Annotated in this window: 7 protein-coding genes; 1 reads left to right on the top strand and 6 read right to left on the bottom strand. The window is 42.1% G+C overall.

Going from position 1 to position 18,995, the window contains the following annotated elements; translation table 11 throughout:
- Positions 1-33 precede the first annotated feature (33 nt).
- The 4 genes from PAEAM_RS09590 to PAEAM_RS09575 form a co-directional block, all read right to left on the bottom strand.
- Positions 34-11,922 (bottom strand): non-ribosomal peptide synthetase, encoded by an 11,889-nt coding sequence (locus tag PAEAM_RS09590; protein WP_100527339.1) that lies wholly within the window; start codon positions 11,920-11,922, stop codon positions 34-36.
- 274 nt (positions 11,923-12,196) lie between these two features.
- Positions 12,197-13,402 carry an ACP S-malonyltransferase gene (fabD, locus tag PAEAM_RS09585; protein WP_100527338.1) on the bottom strand — a complete coding sequence of 402 codons (1,206 nt, stop codon included), beginning with the start codon at positions 13,400-13,402 and terminating at the stop codon, positions 12,197-12,199.
- Positions 13,403-13,822: 420 nt separating this feature from the next.
- Positions 13,823-14,683 carry a Cof-type HAD-IIB family hydrolase gene (locus PAEAM_RS09580; protein WP_100527337.1) on the bottom strand — a complete coding sequence of 287 codons (861 nt, stop codon included), beginning with the start codon at positions 14,681-14,683 and terminating at the stop codon, positions 13,823-13,825.
- A 117-nt stretch (positions 14,684-14,800) separates the two neighbouring features.
- Positions 14,801-15,322: a GNAT family N-acetyltransferase gene (locus PAEAM_RS09575; protein ID WP_100527655.1), complete on the bottom strand. Its 522-nt coding sequence runs from the start codon at positions 15,320-15,322 to the stop codon at positions 14,801-14,803.
- 220 nt (positions 15,323-15,542) lie between these two features.
- Here PAEAM_RS09575 and PAEAM_RS09570 point away from each other — a divergent pair, with 220 nt between their 5' ends.
- The gene (locus PAEAM_RS09570) at positions 15,543-16,700 is read left to right on the top strand and encodes a S8 family peptidase (protein WP_100527336.1); all 1,158 of its coding nucleotides are present in this window, start codon (positions 15,543-15,545) and stop codon (positions 16,698-16,700) included.
- A gap of 122 nt (positions 16,701-16,822) precedes the next feature.
- Here PAEAM_RS09570 and PAEAM_RS09565 read toward each other — a convergent pair whose 3' ends face one another.
- Together PAEAM_RS09565 and PAEAM_RS09560 are read right to left on the bottom strand one after the other, a co-directional pair.
- Positions 16,823-17,221: a RidA family protein gene (locus PAEAM_RS09565; RefSeq protein ID WP_036672797.1), complete on the bottom strand. Its 399-nt coding sequence runs from the start codon at positions 17,219-17,221 to the stop codon at positions 16,823-16,825.
- A gap of 314 nt (positions 17,222-17,535) precedes the next feature.
- Positions 17,536-18,978 carry a 6-phospho-beta-glucosidase gene (locus tag PAEAM_RS09560; RefSeq protein WP_100527335.1) on the bottom strand — a complete coding sequence of 481 codons (1,443 nt, stop codon included), beginning with the start codon at positions 18,976-18,978 and terminating at the stop codon, positions 17,536-17,538.
- Positions 18,979-18,995 lie beyond the last annotated feature (17 nt).

Raw genomic sequence — 18,995 nt, 5'->3', positions numbered from 1 at the left:
GGCACCCCGATCACTTTATATTTTTAGGTTAGCTTAGAAGAAATCTACTTCAATTAGATCAGCCAGCGTAGCCCCATCTATTAATTCTTCAACCAATTGAATCTTCTTGATTTCAATATGAGGGTCGTTGGCAATGGCTGTTAATATGACCAACAGATTTTGTGACATCGCTTCAATCGTTGTTTTCTCAAATAAAATCGTACTGTATTCAAAGGCCACTTCTAACTTGTGTTGCAATTCGGTAACATACAACGTTAAATCGAATTTGGATACTCTCGTATTTGGAGCATAAGGCTTACAGGTTACCCCATCCATCTGAATCTCTGAAGCATCTGTATTCTGCAATACAAACATAGTGTCAAACAACGGATTCCGCCGAGCATCTTTGGTTACATTCACTTTCTCAATCAATTCTTCAAACGGATAATCCTGATTCTCATAAGCGTTCAACATATTTTCTTTCACTTCCAGCAGATACTCCGTGAATGTTTTATCCGCGGCAGGATAATTGCGAATAGCCAGTGTGTTCACAAACATCCCCATGACCGGCTCCAGCTCAGCATGTGTCCTGCCTGCAATCGGCGTGCCCACAATGATATCTTCTTGTCCGCTGTATTTGGACAACAGAATCGTATAGGAGGCTAATAGAATCATGTATAGCGTTGTTCCTGTCAGAGCTTCCATTTTTCTCAAGCCCGGAAGGATGTCTTCCTCCAAAACAATGTCCAATACATCTCCCGCATAGCTTAGCGTTTCAGGTCTCTCATAGTCTGTTGGCAGATCCAATAGCGGGATACTCTCATCAAACACAGTAAGCCAATACTTCTCCTGCTTTTTCATCCGCTCACTACGAAGTTGCATTTGCTGCCATTCAGCATAGTCCTTATATTGAATTCGAAGAGGAGACAGCTCCTCTCCCTTATAGAACTGGCTAAGTTCAGTCATCAGAAGATGCACGGATAGTCCGTCTGCAATGATATGGTGGAGATCTACCAGCAATACATGACCCTCCTGCTGAAGTTCAATAAGTCCCACCCTCATAAGAGGTGCTTGCCCGAGATCAAATGTGCGAACAAACTGTTCAATTCGATCTTCGATCTCTACTTCCGTTGACTCGATCAATTCAATTGCAAAGTTCACTTTAGGGTATACGATCTGTTTCGGTTCTCCGTGTATGACTTTGAATCCAGTCCGAAGCGATTCATGACGATGAATCAATTGTTGGAATGCTTCTTCCAATCTGGTGCGATCAAGCGATCCTTCCAACATAAACATACCTGACATGTTGTACATGAGTTCCTTGCCAGCTTTGATGCTCATAATGTACATTCTCATTTGCGCCGAAGAAATAGGATAATATTCTTTTTCCTCCACTTGAGGAATGGAAACTGATACTTCCTGTTCCATTTGTTCAATAGATTGAGCCATCTGTTCAATGGTCTGCCATTCAAAGACGTTTCTTACCGATATGTGGATATTCAGCTTTTGATTGATTTTAGCGGCCAGCTTGGTCGCACGTAAAGAGTTGCCTCCTACATCAAAAAAATGGTCTTTTACACTGATTTTTTTCACGGCAAGCACATCCTGCCAAATAGGCAGCAACTGTTTTTCCACCCCAGTTTGGGGTTCTATATATTCACTTCCCGTTTGTATGTTCTCTTCTGGACTCGGAAGCAATTTGCGATCGATTTTCCCGTTCGCTGTGAGAGGCATGTGATCCAATTGTATAAAGTAGGCTGGAACCATGTAATTCGGCAACACTTTAGAGAGGCTTTGTTTTAACTCTCCCACCGTCAGCGTGGAATCCGCTGTAAAGTATGCACATAACGATTTGTCCCCGTGATCATCCTCATGTGCAACGACGATAACTTCTTTCACACACTCTAGATCTAACAGCGTTGCTTCGACTTCTCCTACTTCGATCCGATATCCGCGAATCTTAATTTGGTGATCCATTCTTCCCAGATACTCGATATGCCCATCGGGAAGCCATCTCACCAAATCTCCCGTTTTGTACATTGTCGCTCCCTGGACAAACGGATCACGTACAAATTTTTCTGCTGTCAGCTCAGGTAAATTCAAGTATCCTCTACCAACCCCATCGCCAGAGATACATAATTCCCCTACGACGCCTACAGGCTGAACTTTGCCATGTTTGTTCAATACATACAGGCGATTATTTCCTAATGTTCGACCAATCGGTAGGTGAGCTCGTTGATTCGCTGTATCCAGGTGTTCTGGAAGTACACGGTATGTCGCAACATCCACACAACATTCTGTTGGACCGTACACATTAACTATGGTTGGAGGCGTGATCTGATTGAGAGCAAATAATGATGTGATTTCATTTACACTTTGCTGAGAAAGAGCTTCACCACCAATGAGCATATATTTTAGCGATATGCCTTGAACGTTTTTTGCCTTCGATAGTAATTTCAGGTGTGCAGGCGTACCGTCCGTCAAATCAATTTGGTGGTGCTGATAATAATTCATTAAATCTTGTCCATCCAGTACCGTGTCCTTGTCTACAATAAACAAGGCATGTCCTGACAGCAGTGCGCCAAAAATCTGCTTCACAGATGCATCGAAATAGTAAGGCGCAAGTAAAGCGACATGCAAACCGCTATGCTGATCATCTATAACTTGACTGTACAACGCTTGGACCAAGTGATGAACCTGACGATGTTCGATCATTACACCTTTTGGCATACCTGTTGTGCCTGAAGTATAGATCACATAAGCCAACTGCTCGGAATTCCCGGCCGGTTCCAGATTCGACAGATTAGCTGCATAGGTTTCTTCATCGTTCAAATCAATCATTTTTCCATTAAACGATACCAACTGCTTCAAATGCTTTTGCGTGACTAACAATGTTGCCCCCGAATCATGCAGGATGTACCGGATACGCTCTTCAGGAGAATCCGGATCAATCGGTACATACGCCCCGCCTGCTTTTAGAATGCCAAAGATGCCAACGATCATATCAATCGAACGATCTGTCAGAATGCCTACAAATTGATCCTGTTGCACTCCCTCAGCTCTAAGCGTATATGCCAACTGATTCGCCCGTTCATTCAATTGACGATACGTCCATTGCTCATCTCCAAAAGCGACGGCTAATTGATCAGGTGTCCGTTCCACCTGTGCTTCGAATAACTCCTGTATGGTCTGATCCCGGGAATATTCTATGTTGGTATCATTAAAGTCATATAAAAGAACGTCCTGCTCATGTTCAGACAGCATTTGAATATCGGACAAGGCAATATCAGGTTCGATCACAATGTCTCTGAGGATGTTGAACAGATGTGTTTTCATTCTGTCGATGGTATCCCGTTCAAACAGCTCCGTCTTGTAATTAAAGTGCATTTCCAGACACTCGTTATCATCCTCAACGATGAACATCAGATCATACAACGATACACCGACATTTAATTCTCTAACTTTAAAGCTGCAATCCTGTTCTTGCCGTTGATTCAACGCGGTATTTAAGAAGATATACATCGTATTAAAAAGTGCTGTCCCAGTGGTATCCCGATGTGTGTTTAATTTCTCTACAAGATTGTCAAAAAGATAGTCCTGGTTATCCAATGCATCCAGGGATTGTTTTTTAATTTCTTCGAGATAGGATCGAAACGACTTATTCCCCACCGGCTGTGAGCGAATCGCTAACGTCTGGATAAAGACACCTATCATATTCTCGACATCCGGATGGTTTCTTCCTGATGTTGGCGTGCCTACAATCATATCTTCTTGTGCTGTGTATTGATGAAGCAGCACATTATACGCTGCCAATAACACCATAAACATCGTAGTTCCCGTTTGTTTCGCAAGCTTTTCCAGCGACTGCTTCAAATGCTGATCCAACACAAATGACAATCTTGAACCTGCCGAAGTCAAATGAGGTGTCCGAACAAAATCAGTAGGCAGATTAAGGTTCGGGAGTTCTCCTTTGAATTGATCCAGCCAATATTTTTCTTGCTGCTTATAAGACTCCCCCGCCAGAAATTCTTTTTGCCAAGCTGTAAAGTCTTTGTATTCAATCTCAATTTCCGACATGCTTCTTCCGTCATACACATCGATCAGTTCATTCGCAAGAATGCCAACGGAATATCCGTCCGATATAATATGATGCATCTCGATGAGAATCTCTGCATGATCATCGTTTACACGAATGAATTCGGCACGTATTAATGGTGCTTTGGAGCAATCAAATGGTTTGGCAAACGCCTTAACATGTTGTTCGAATGAAGCAGAACTTTCCTGAGATCGTTTCACTTCAAAATCAATCGTTGGAGCAATACCCTGGTAAAGCTCTCCATCCATCAGATGGAAACTGGTGCGAAAAGCTTCGTGACGGTGCACGATTTGTTCCAATGACGAAATCAATTTAGCTTCATCGATATTTCCTGTAACCGTAATATGGCCGCACATGTTCTGAAACACACTATTCGGCTCAAATTGATCCAAAAAGTAGATCCGCTGTTGTGCAGATGATGTCTCATAGAATTCCTTGACGTCCAATGCCTTAATCGGAATGAATGTTTCCTCGTTCTCGCCTGTAATCAGACTGGCCAGCTGCTTCAGACGTTGGTTTTGGAAGAATTGAACGATTGAAATTTTGTGTTGAAACTGCTCATGTACCTTGGATAGCATTACTGTCGCCTTGAGCGAGTTACCTCCGAGATCAAAAAAGTGATCATGTCTCCCCACTTGATCGAGGGATAATACGTCCTCCCAGATCAAAGCCAGCTTTTTCTCCACGTCATTGACTGGAGACTCGAATATGGCTGCATGATTAACGTGAGGAAGACGCTCCGTAACATACCGATTGTACATCTCTTGTAATTGATCCTGTTGCTTGGATGAGAACAACGTCAAAGACGAGATTTCAGCCTCTGGATGACTCACCATATGTTGCAGCAAACCTTTAAATCCTTCAGACCACAGTTTCATCATCTCAGGTCCAATAAGATCGGTATTGTAATCAAAATCAAGGTACAATTCATGGCTAACATCCGTAATATTAAGAAACAAATCGTAAGAAATATGTTTGATCGGATACGACATGAATTCAGTCTTGATATTTTCAAATTGAAGATGATGAATCGTTCTGTCCATATTGAATAAAATCCGGGTATCCGGTGCAGTCATATGAGCAAGCTGTTCGGATACGAGGGTCAATGGAACATGCTGATGCTTCATGACTAGAGCCAGCGTTTCCTTGAGCTGAAGAACATGGTCTACAACGGATTGCTTCGTTAACAAGGCATGATGAACAGGTACAATGTTGACACAGTTGCCAATCAGCGTATTTTTTCGCATATGAGACTGACCCGCTGTAGGCACGCCGATAACAAGGTGAGACTGCCCTGTTAGTTGATGCAAATATAAATGAAACGCTGCAAACATTGTTACAAACAAACTGCTCTTATTATTGATGCTTAACGTTCGCAATGACTCTGTTAATTGATGATCCAGCTTAATAGAATATCTTTCACCGTCATATCCCTTGGGCACATCATCGGACGGTGCCGTTGGAAGTGTAATGTTGGGATAGGATAAGGAAAATTGTTCTTTCCAGAACTGAATCCCTTCGGTAAATGAGCCTTTTTCATGTTCAAGTCGTTGCCATCTTAAATACTCACGGAATGGAGTGGCTTCAGGTAATTGAACCGGAACTCCTCGGACCAGAGCAGAATAGGTATGTTCCAACTCTTGAATGAATACAGCAATCGACCAGCCATCTACAACAATATGATGAAATGTCAGCACCATAAGGTATTGATCAGTTGCCTTTTTAAGCAAGGTGATTCTAAATAGAGGTTCCCCAGACTGTAAATTGAAGGCTTCATTTGCATCGGAAGATAACCAATTGGAAATTTCCCGTTCTTGATCCTCACCCGCATATGCCGAGAAATCCAACCATGTACATTGAAATTCCATTACGGATCTGATTTGTTGTGTTTCACGATCGGCATGAATGACTGTTCTCAGGGCTTCATGACGCTGTGCGATTTGATTCACGGCCTGATCCAGTGTGGAAGGTTTTATTCCACCTGTCATTTTTAAAATAACACTCTGATTTAATGCAGCATTCGCATCTTCCCCATGTAATGAAGTTAACAATAATTGTTTTTGCTCTAAAGAGAGCGGATATTCCGAAACAGGCGATTCACCAAGGATAAACCCCCACTCGCGTAGTTCATGGATCGTCTCTTTCACGATTCTGATTATCGTATCCATGTCACCCATGGAATGCACAGTCGATATAAAACAGTTACGGCCTTCCCAAATATATATACCTTTATAAATTAAATGGTAGAAGAATAATTCCATATCTCCAAATGATATAAATCTAAATAAAGATCCATAGTTCACCATTTGCATCGGTACATTCGCTGTTTTGAAAAACGCATTTAATTCTTTTACAAGATAATCTGTTTTTTCATTTAATTCCTTATATAAGGTTTCTGCTTCAGATTGAAGATACTGTAATACCGTTAACATCACTCTCATCGTAAGAGGGTGAGTACAGAAGGTTCCACCGACAAACGTTTTCTTATCTGCGTCGGAAGGGTAAGAATCATCACCAAAGTTCCAGGTTCCACCATCTACCGGATTCATAAATTCAGCTTTACCCGCGACTATGCCAATAGGCAGCCCGCCACCGACCACTTTCCCATACGTAACCAAATCTGCTTGAACCCCAAACCAATCCTGTGCTCCACCCAGACCAATTCTGAATCCAGTGATGACTTCATCGAAAATAAGTGCAGTCCCAGTTTGATTTGTTATTTCTCTAAGTTCCCGTAAGAATTGTGTTGGCTGCATATCAGGTCTTCGACTTTGCACCGGCTCTACAAGCACAGCAGCCAATTCACCACCCAGGTTCTGAATCATATCCAGGGATTGCGGATGGTTATAATTAAGAATAATCAAATCTTCCATAGCGCTATTTACAATACCAGGAGCCATAGGCAGCGCAGACGATAAAGCATCCCCAGGATTCGCTACACCCAACACACCGTCATGTGTACCGTGGTAAGATCCTGAAAATAATACAACTTTGGAACGCCCCGTTGTTGCCCTCGCTAAACGAAGTGCAACCATAACAGCTTCTGTTCCTGAATTATAAAATGCGACACGTTCTACACCCGTTAGCTCGGAAATTTTAGCTGCGACATCTCCTGCCAAGTCTGACATAGGGCCCAATGGAGGCAATTGTTCCTGGAGGCTGTCTGCTATTACATTTTGAATAAAAGCTGGATTATGACCAAATAGATTCACACCAAATCCCATCGTCAGATCCAAATACTCATTCCCATCCATATCCCATAGCTTAGACCCCTCTGCACGCGTTGAAATGATGGGATACACCATTTCCTTCCAATACGAGCGAAATCCGGACACATTGCGATTATTCGCATGAACCAAACGTGTTTGGCCTGTTTTTAATTTGGAGCCTATGGTTCTTGCGGTATACTTGGCTATAAATTGTTCAACATACTGGTTCTGAAGCGGTGATAATCCGCTCTCTTCATGAATTTTCAACGATTGATACGGTATAAAAGGTTTAGCTTCCTTTGATTCCGAATTGGGTTGGATCTCTTTGGTTGGTTTGGTTTCATGATGTTTCATTTCCAAAAGAGGCGATTGAACAGCATTCATTTGCTCGCCTAACAGCACATTCAAACTTTTTAATTGAGATTCCATGAGCTGAATGGCAGACATTACAATTTGCTCCGACACATTCCCTGAGGATTTTTCCGTGTTTATATTGTTCACAGATGCCATATTTCGTTGTTCAGTATGCTCCTGAACTGTTTGATTGTTTATATTTTCAGATACATCATGATGCTTTATATTCTCTGACACATATTTAACTAAGGAATTAATATTTGTAAGGGTTTCAAAAAACATTTCCATCGGGATATTCAAACGGAACAGCTCTGAGATTTCCTTCTGAATTTGCACAAGAATAATGGAATCCAATCCCATTTGGAGAAAATGAGCTTGATGATCCAGCTCTTCCAACTTCAAACCAGATGCACGACAGATGCTTGTTTTAATCTTTAATTCAATATCGTTTGTATTCATCTCCATTTGAACCTCATTCCTCTCTGACCTATGTCCCGCTGGTATCGTATGTTTGACTTCAATCCAACAGCGCTTCTGCTCAAATGGATATAGAGGCAATGGAATTTTCCGAATGACTTCATGATTATAAAACCTTTCCCAATCAATCACTGCCCCCAGTATATATAACTGACCGAGTTCATTTAAAGATTCTGCCTTTCCCTGAACATAGATATGATCGCTAACAAGCGTTTTGTCTTTTTTGGCATAACCAAAATAAACATTTGGCAGTTTACCCTCTCCGCTTGCAATTCGTTTCAATTTTTCATGTAATTCTTGTGTACTCGTGACTACGATGGCAAGCCGATAATCCAGATTAGCCCTTCCCGTACAGGTTGTATAACAGATTTGTTGAATGGAAACATCCGTGTGATCGGTTAGATATTCATGATACGTTCTAACCAATTCATCCAGCGCCCGTTCCGTGGCAGCAGACAGAACAAATAGATGAGGCTCTTGGGACATTCTTTTATCTACGGTTGGGGAAGGAACATATTCTTCGAGAACCACATGTGCATTGGTACCACTGAAACCAAAAGAACTAACCCCGCATCTTAATGGACCCTCTTTTTCACCAAAAGCCATTAGTTCCTGATTCACATAAAAAGGTGAAGCTTCAAACTTAAGCAGGGGATTAGGCTTGTCAAAGTGAACCAATGGTGGAATCTTTCTATGTTGAAACATAAGAATAGATTTAATTAATCCAGCGATCCCCGCCGCTTCAAAACCATGTCCAATGTTAGCTTTGGCAGATCCGATTGCACAAAATTGTTTCCGATCCGTATATTTCTCAAAAGCTTTACGCAAAGCATTGAACTCAACCGGATCACCTAATTTTGTTCCTGTTCCATGTGCTTCAATAAAGTTAAGCGTATCAGGCGAAATGCCGGCTTCTTTCCATGCCTGTTCGATCACATTGGTCTGTGACTCCGGGTTAGGTGCTGTGATTCCTACCGTCTTTCCATCCTGATTAATCGCACTTCCCTTAATCACACCATAGATATGATCCCCGTCCTTAATCGCTTGCTGCATTGGCTTCAACATGACCGACCCAACACCTTCGCCAAATCCCGTGCCGTTGGCATCTTCGCTAAACGTTCTCGTCAATGCATCTGGAGATTCCATATCCAGTCCGATACTTATCGGTAATAATGCCGTTCGAATGCCGCCTGCGATTGCCATTTCACAGTCTCCGGCGAGCAATCCTTTACATGCCATGTGAACAGCAACAAGTGAGGAGGAACAAGCGGTATCAATCGTTAAGGCCGGGCCTTTTAAATTCAAGAAATATGCAATTCTGCTCGCCAGTACAGATGGTAAATTTCCAATGATATAATTTTTGGTTTCTGCGGGGTAACTCGCCGTCACGAGCCGTTCGTAATCATACCCAACTTTGGAATATCCCACGTACACGCCCACATTTCTTCCATTGATTCCTTCCCCTGCATACCCAGCATCTTCAATCGTATGCCATGCCGTTTGCAAGAACATCCTTTGATTCGGGTCCATAAATTGTGCAGTTTTAGGGGTTATGCCAAAGAAAGAATAGTCGAATTGATCAATTTGATCCAAGTAACCACCCTTGATCCATTGAACTTCGCTCATTGCACTTCGCATGGATTGTATATAATCCGCTGCGTCTTTTATCCGACTTTCCGGGTAGTCCCGAATGTTATGCGTTCCATTTTCCAAAACACGCCAAAAATCGCTTGCATTTGATGCACCAGGGAGATTCAAAGACATACCGATAATAGCAATATCTTTGGATGGCGTATGATCCTCTTGAGTTTTGTTGACTTGCATGGTCTCGCTGTAACCTCTAGCCAGATATGCTGCCAATTCAGTTATCGAGGGATAGGTAAAGAGATCCGTAACAGCAAGCTCTTCTCCGTATTTTTGTTCTATACGTTCAGCGATTTGGGCCAGCTGTAATGAAGTTGCACCCATATCAAAATAGCTATCCTCAAGTTCAACCTTTTTCCCAACCAGCACTTCAGAAAATAGTGAAGTTAATTCACGTTCTATGACTCGAACCGAAACAGCAGCCTCTTCTTTTGCCTTGTCATTGTCATTCTTGATCCAGTCATGGATGAATGCAGATTCTGTTGAGAATTTGCCTGCTTCATACTGCTTGGCTAACTGATACCGCTGGATTTTCCCACTTGTTGTTTTGGGTAATTTTTTGATGGGCAGTACCTCTTTGACACTCCATCCCCCATGTTTATATAGATGTCTTTTGATTTCTTTAACAAGCGGTAAGAAGTGTTCGATCTTTTTTTTGTACACGACAAACACAATAATTTCTTCACTTTGACTATTCGAATCATACACACCACAAGCAGCAACTCTTCCGAGTTCAATATCATCTAATTGTATGGCGACACGTTCAATGTCATGGGGATATACATTTTTACCATTGATAAAGATAATGTCTTTTTCCCGCCCTGTTACAACCAGTTTTCCGTTCATGATAAAACCCAGATCTCCTGTATTCACCCATCCGTCGTGCGTTAATAACTTCTCCGTTGCTAGTGAATTGTTATAATAACCTTGGGTGACGTTATCCCCCTTGATTTGAATTTTTCCAATAACCAAATCGGGAACACTGTTCATTTCCTCATCGCAAATTCTAACATGGCAATAATCAATCGCTTCGCCAACGGCAACAAATGATGCCACATGTTCAGCATGTTTCTCGACTTCGATGACACACTCCCCTAAGTTCAGATGATCCCGGTGAACGTACACCGCAGTAAATTCTTCTTCTACCTTGGGAAAGGAGACGGCAACAGAGGCCTCTGCTAATCCATATACGGTAAACATGGCTGTTTTCTTTAAGTGATATGCTGACAATACATTTAGGAATTCATCACACACTTCGGGTAATATAGGTTCCGCCCCGTTATAAATGACCCTTACAGATGACAGATCCCATCCCTCCGCTTTGTCTTCGCGAAAGAAATTCAGGAAGTATTTATAACCAAAGTTAGGAGAAGACAGTATGGTTGCTTTGTGTTCATTTACTTTTTTCATCCATAGAATCGGTTTACGAATGAATAATTCCGTTGGGAGCAAGTGCTGATGAATTCCTGCCACGAGGGGTACGAGATGAAATCCAATCAAACCCATATCATGGGTAAGGGGCATCCAGGAGAGAAAACTATCGTTTGAACTAATTTGTGTGCCATTAATAGCAGCACAAGTATTATAAATCAGGTTTCGATGGGTGAGCATGACGCCTTTGGGATCACCGGTTGATCCAGAAGAGAATTGAATAAATGCCAAGTCATCAGACTGAGGTTCAACTATATTATTAATAGATTCATAATAGTATATGGTGTCTTGGATCAGATCCGTTCTGACTTCTAATTGATGATGGAAATCAAGCATGTCATGTTCCAAAACAAATCTCTTCATTTTATCCAGCACCTTCTCAGATGCAATCATGAAAGGGTTATTTAGCAAATTCCAAATACGGCATACTTTCAAGTTTTGTTCTTCATCTTCACCAATACTTACAGGGATAGGGATCATTCCACCGAGTATACAAGCCCAGAATGCGACTAAAAACCGTTTGTTTTCTTGAATCTGAAAAATAATCTCTTGTTTAGGTTTAATTCCGATGGCTTGTAGATAACCTAGATACCCTTTTGCCTCAGTAAATAATTGATGATAAGATATAAAAGTTTCGCGTTTGTCCGCATCGATAAAACGAATACCTCGGTCCGTTATTTTACCTCTGTCGCGGATAATATCCACTAATGTTTGAAACTGATTAGTATACATATCTCTCCTCCAAATGAATCATCTCTAACATGCTTATCTAATTATTTACACATATTCCAAGCAAAATTTTACCATAGAAATATATGTAAAATCAATCAATTCATTGTTACTTTTTGGTAAAAAATAGAGATTGATTTGTGGGTTATTGACATATTTATTACCTGACGTTTGGAGTTTCAACAAGTTCAGACGTATCAAACGACAAAAAAGACCGCCTTGTAACAAGGCAGTCTGGCGCTGTATTACAGATCCTGCGAGAGAATATACAGCATTACTAGATTGCATCAATCAACGCGGTTCCATCCAATGGAATTTTTTTTGCTATAATAATGGAATGACATACCTGTAGAGCATCATTTATCTCTTCTTCACTAAGTTCATATTCATTGTTGTTTACTTGTTCCTTTGCCCGTTGTAATTGGTGGAATAATGGCTCAACCGTTTGGGTGTATGATATCGAATCAGGGTTATAATTCCGGGAGATGAGTGCGGTTACCATGAGCTCAGACAACCATTTTTTACGAATTGTTAACAGCTTATTTTTTCTTTCATGTGTATTTGTAAGCATAAGTAAATCAGAAGGCTGACTTAGCGAGTAAGGTATAATACGCTTCGTTATTTTACTCATAAGACTAACTAACACATGTTTAGAACCCAACTCTATAACTTCAGTAACCCCATTTGCAACCAGATAGAGCATAGACTCTGACCATCTTACAGGCATCGTCATCTGCATGGTTAAATAATCCACGACAGATCGATCAGACTCATAGGGTGCTGCTGTAACGTTGGAAATAATCGGGTACTTTGCATGGGCATATTGATATTGATCCGATTCAACTTTGAATTGTTCTGCTGCGGTTTGCATCATGGGAGAATGATATGGGCCAGATACATTTAAAAAAGAATGTTTGGTGCCTTTGGATTCAGTTCTCTTTATAATTTCTTGTATGGACTGGCGATGTCCTGAAATGACAAACTGCTGGTCAGCGTTCATACAAGCCACACAGGCAGGACGTTCTTTTGTTGAAACTTCTTCGCACATGTTTTGAAGTGTATCTAAATGAATGCCTGAAATGGCGGCCATGGTACCTTTCTGATATGGGTCTGCATTGTGCATAATGATACCTCGCTGTCTTACCAGTTTAATGGCGTCATGAAATGAGAGAACACCTGCGCATACCAGAGCCGAATATTCTCCCAAACTATGCCCAGCCAAATAAGCGGGTTCCATCCCTATTTCTTGCATATACACCTGATACGCTATGACACTAACAGTCAAAAGTGCAGGCTGAGCATTCATCGTCATTGTCAAATCAGCCATGCTACCTTCAAAACATAACTTTCTCAAATCCAAAGAAAGGGCATCACTGGCTTCTTCAAATAACTTCTTAGCCACATCGAAGTTATTCCAAAAGTCTCTACCCATACCAACCACCTGAGAACCTTGTCCAGGAAACAACAGAGCTACTTTACTCATCCAGCATCCTCCATGTATTCAACATTACATTTCATCTACTACACTAATTCAGCCACTCATAAACCAATAAATTCCTTGTTTTCAAAATTAATGATAAACTTTCATTGTGAGTTATGCAATAATAAAGTCAAGAGGAGGGTTATCAATTCCTATGAATGGGAAGAAATTCGTGATCATTTTTGGACTCCTTTTTGGACTCTGTGTCGGGGCATTTAGTGTAGTTCTACACTGGATATTTACTGAAGCCTGAACATGACAAATAGACATCCCCAATACGGAGATGCCTGTTTTGTTCTGATCTGATCATTCGATGCTTATTATTCCTCATTATCTTAAGTATCTGAATACACTAATTTCAAGTTCAACGACAATTCCTTCAGATATGTGTGTTACCATCTTTTTCGTGTGAATCGGATTATCTTATCCCTCAATCAATCCATACTTCACAAAACTATGATACAATCCATCTTCCTCTACTGTTCCAGTAATATCATCTGCAATGGCTTTCAGACCTGGCTTCGCATTACCCATGGCAATTCCGACGTTACAAAATTCCAACATCTCGGCATCATTCATGCCATCACCGATGGCGAATGTATCTTCTTGGGTCATGCCTAAATGCTTCAGCAGATCGGCGATCGCAATGGCTTTGTGAATGCCAGGGATCATCAGTTCACCACTTCCTTCACCAAAGATCGGCACAGTGCACTGAATGACTTCGAATTTCCCTTCAAACTCTTGCTTGATCCGCTCAAACGGGATGGCTGAGCTCTCCAAGAAACATACTTTGTTCACGTCATCCTTGTAAAGGTCAGCCTCTCCATACGTCAATCCGGCAATAAACGGGTGCGGTTTCAGCTCCTTCTTCTCTCTGGCTACAGGGTCATTCTCCACATCGCCATAGATACGGCGTTCCAGGTGAGGTTGAAGATTGCTACTCGCATACAATGCCGAGTTGGATTCAAGGTAGAAGTCAATGCCGTTTTCATTGAAGAAATCGACCATATGTCGAACATCTTCCGCTGTCACCCTTTTGTGATATAACACGTCCTTGCCAAACTCCACATAACCCCCACCTGCACCAATCAGACCATCGAATCCGACATCCCAGATGGAATCATAAATTTCTGCTTTGGATCGGCCTGTACATAAATAGAGCAGATGTCCGTTCTCTCTAGCCTGTTTACAAGCCTTCTGTGCTGACAACGGAATGCTTCCGTCATCATCTACCAATGTCCCATCAATATCAATAAAAACAATTTTCCGCTTCGTTTCGTTCATCTGCCTAGCCCCCATCATGTATGTTGTATATGTCTATGTTGTTGTATACAAGAGTTATAGTATCATCAATCATTTTTTCCAAAAATGTGGTCAGAATTTCGGTTCTGTTTCCAATGGTCACTTACATGCCAACTTGTCCATATGTACGGTTTGCCAATCATCATCCTGCTCAGCAATAACCGTAAACCCTTGGCGTTTCCAGAAATCTACGGCTCCTGCCAAGAAGCGATGTGTATGCAAATACAGCGTGGTATAGTGCATATCCTTTACCACGTTCTCCAGTTCGTTCATCAACATCGAACCAATGCCAAACCTACGATACGCGGGATCTACATAACATTTTACTATTTCTGCAGCCGATCGATCTGCATATCGACCTTCCACAGCTTCGATACGTCCATCATATGGTAATATCCCAATAGAACCGACGATCCCCGCATCCTCCATCATTGCAACAAGAAAAATCGAACCATCGGAGTCCAGATAATGTTCTCTGAACTGCTCGAAGTCTACAGGCAATTTCGTATGATCCATCATCGGAAACACTTCTCTGCGTACACGCATGGCAAAATCAATGGCATCATGAATCTGATGTGCCTGAACTGGTGTGACTGTCGGTATACTCTGAAGTTGTGTCAATAAATCCACATTCCTTATCCTCTGTATTAAGAGCTACCTCTCGGCCCTGCCTTAAATCTTGTTCATGCCAAAGCGGCTCTCTTCATATCATCTTACCGAATTTATCCCTTCCTATCAATCTATCTACACTACTATCCAAATTGCAAGAGTGCCCGCGCAGTCTGATAGAGTTCGCATACGATAAGGCGTGTCACAAATCATATTGGAGGGATAAACGCTCATGTGGTTATGGTTAGGTGTTTTTGCTTTCATTTTGCTAGTAATCGGGTTCGTGTATCGTTATCTGGACCAACTTGCCGAGAGCAAGTTTCATCCTCACGCTCCCAAGCAGCTCTTCGTCAAATTCAAGGAAGGTACAACCGAGGATGAGATGCACACCCTTCACAAAAAAGGGAGATGTAAAGTTGCTGAGACCTATGCAGATTTAGGATGGTACCGCATGGAATCCCGCAAAAAAATGCACCGGATGCTAAAACATTACAAAGATCATGAGCTTATTGAACATGCAGAGCCGAATTACCTCGTTGAAGCATCCTTTACTCCCAATGACCCTTTCTTTCCTTATCAGTATAACCTGTCCAAAATCAATGCACCCGCTGCATGGGATATTACTCAAAGTAATAGCTCTGTCAAAATCGCCATTATCGATACTGGTGTACAGCTGAACCATCCAGAATTGGCCTCCAAGCTCCTCCCCGGTTATGATTATGTTGATTATGATAACATTCCTGAGGACGGGAACGGTCATGGCACCCATGTAGCCGGGATCGCTGCCTCCGTTACCAACAATGGTGTGGGCATCGCAGGCGCTGCACCACTCGCATCCATCGTTCCGCTCCGGGTACTGGATAACAACGGGCAAGGAACGATAGGTAATGTCGGTAACGGGCTTGTCTTTGCTGCCAACAACGGTGTTAAGGTTGTTAACCTGAGCCTTGGTGGACCGATGGGAAATGCTTTTCTTCAAGCTGCCGTACAGTATGCTTGGGATCGTGGAGCTGTGATTATTGCTGCAGCCGGTAACGACAACACTTCATTCCCGATCGTACCCGCATCGTATCCCAACGTGATTGCTGTCGCTTCAACCAATCCCTCCGATCTCAAATCCAATTTCTCCAACTATGGTTCCTGGGTGGATATGGCTGCACCGGGTGATACCATTCTATCCACATACCTGGGTGGTTCCTATGCCTACCTTAGCGGGACATCCATGGCTGCCCCTCATGTGGCTGGAGTGGCTGCACTTCTCGCTGCACAAGGGAAAACAAATGCTCAAATTCGGGATGCGCTGTGTTTCGCTTCTGATCCGGTATCAGGCTCCGGGATCTACTGGACATATGGTCGACTGAATGCTTATCAGAGCTTGCAGGTGCCATAATACACCATCTACTATCGCTCATGATTGCACACAGGGCAAATCCTTTCCATTTTTCACAAATAAAAAACGAAGGGACATCTGTAAGTAAGATGCTCCTTCGTTTGGTTAAAAAGTATTCGATGTTACACTTTTGCTGCCCAAAGCTCTATTTCAATTTTAATCTCTGGGAGACCTAACGCCGTAATATATCCAATCGTCATTGCAGGATAATCCGTACTAAATAATTGTCCCCACTCGGCATATAAGAAATCCCAATCGATTTCCTCGGTTGCCCATACGTTCACTTTGATAATATGTGCAGCATCTAAGCGCTCAGATTCGAGCACTGTTTTAATATTATTAAATGTATTAGTGACTTGCTCATTCAGACTCTCTGGAAAGAGTCCATTATGATCTGCTCCAATTTGACCCGAAGTCACAAATAATTCTGCATTCCTCGGGATTCTTGTAATATGCGTGTACTGACCTACAGGAGCTGGCATATTTTCTGGATTTGTTCTAGTAATTTTGTCAATATTCATCTGGATTACCTCATCATTCTTAAGATTTTTCTGCGTTATTTCCTAGTTTTCCTCCGATTTTGGGCAGACTTCACCCTTGGAATAGATTCTAGAAAAAGACAGCAGTGGAGTATCCATATCCCGAAGATATAAACGCAAGTGATTTTTTCTTCATGAGTGGATGCTCCTCCCTTCTTAAGTGACAAGATTCTCTTAATCTCTTTATTATATCTGAAAGCCACATCATGGGTCAAATTCATCCCCTCATAAACAAAGAGCAATCCCGTAATAACGAGACTGCTCTTTGTCTATTCTATAGCGCCGGAGACCTTGTATCAGAAATATTGTGCGCCATTACTCGCAATGACATCTTTGTACCAGTGAAAACTCTTCTTTTTCACTCTGCGAAGTGTGCCCGTACCATCATTATTTCGGTCTACATAGATATAGCCATAACGTTTCTTCATCTCTCCGGTACCCGCACTGACCAGGTCAATCGGTCCCCAGCTTGTGTAACCTATGAGCTCTACACCGTCTTGAATCGCTTCAGCCATTTCGGCAAAATGACTATTCAAATATTCGATGCGATAGTCATCTTCAACGGAGTCATTATCTAACAACACATCGGTTGCACCAAGTCCATTTTCTACGATAAACAAAGGTTTGCCATAGCGGTCATGCAGTTGATTAAGCGTAATTCGAAGCCCCTTAGGATCAATGGTCCACCCCCACTCGGAAGCTTGCAGATAAGGGTTCTTCACCGAACCAAATACATTGCCTTCTGTCGAATCTTTCAAAATCTCAGGGTCTGTACTGGTGCACCGGCTTGCATAATAGCTAAAACCGATATAGTCGACCGTGTTCTGCATCAAGATCTCTGCGTCTTCCGGTTGCATGTCAATCCGAATGTCATTTTCCCTGAAAAATCTTTTTGTATAACCTGGATATGCTCCCTTCGACTGCACGTCGATGAAGAAGAATGACTCGCGATCTTTCTCCATGGCTTTCCATACATCATCCGGATTAGAGCTGTATGGATACACCATTCCAGCGGCTAACATACATCCAATCTGTGCATCCGGAATGATCTCATGACAAGCCTTAACAGCAAGTGCACTCGCTACCAATTCATGATGTGCTGCCTGATACAGAATCTGATCTTTGTTTTCACCATCCTGAAGGACAATGCCCGCTCCAATATACGGAAGATGCAGCAACATGTTGATCTCGTTAAACGTCATCCAGTATTTCACTTTATTCTTATATCGATTGAACAAAGTCGTCGCATATTTCTCAAAGAAACCAATCATCTTACGATTCTTCCAACCGCCGTAAGTTTCGACCAGATGTACAGGTACATCGAAATGGCAGATCGTCACGACAGGTTCAATGTTGTATTTTAATAACTCATCAAAGACATCATCATAAAATTGCAAGCCTGCTTCGTTTGGCTCCGCTTCATCACCATTAGGGAAAATCCGTGCCCAGGCTATGGAAAGCCTGAGGCACTTAAATCCCATTTCTGCAAATAACGCAATATCTTCCTTATATCGATGATAGAAGTCGATGGCTTCATGTGAAGGATAGAATTCCCCTGTTTTTGGCTCATACGAATCCAGGTTACCCAGAGCAATATTCCACCGATTGGCACCAATCGGAATGAGATCTACCGTTGTTAAACCTTTGCCACCTTCCAGATAAGCACCTTCCAATTGATTCGCTGCGGTTGCTCCTCCCCAGAGAAAATTCTCCGGGAAGGCTGTAAACTTTTCATTCATCGAGGAGTTCCTCCTTA

Source organism: Paenibacillus sp. GM1FR, assembly GCF_002803315.1.
Taxonomy (GTDB): Bacteria; Bacillota; Bacilli; order Paenibacillales; family Paenibacillaceae; genus Paenibacillus; species Paenibacillus amylolyticus.
Note: the sequence above shows the minus strand (reverse complement) of the source record. Positions and strands in the feature narration are given on the sequence as shown.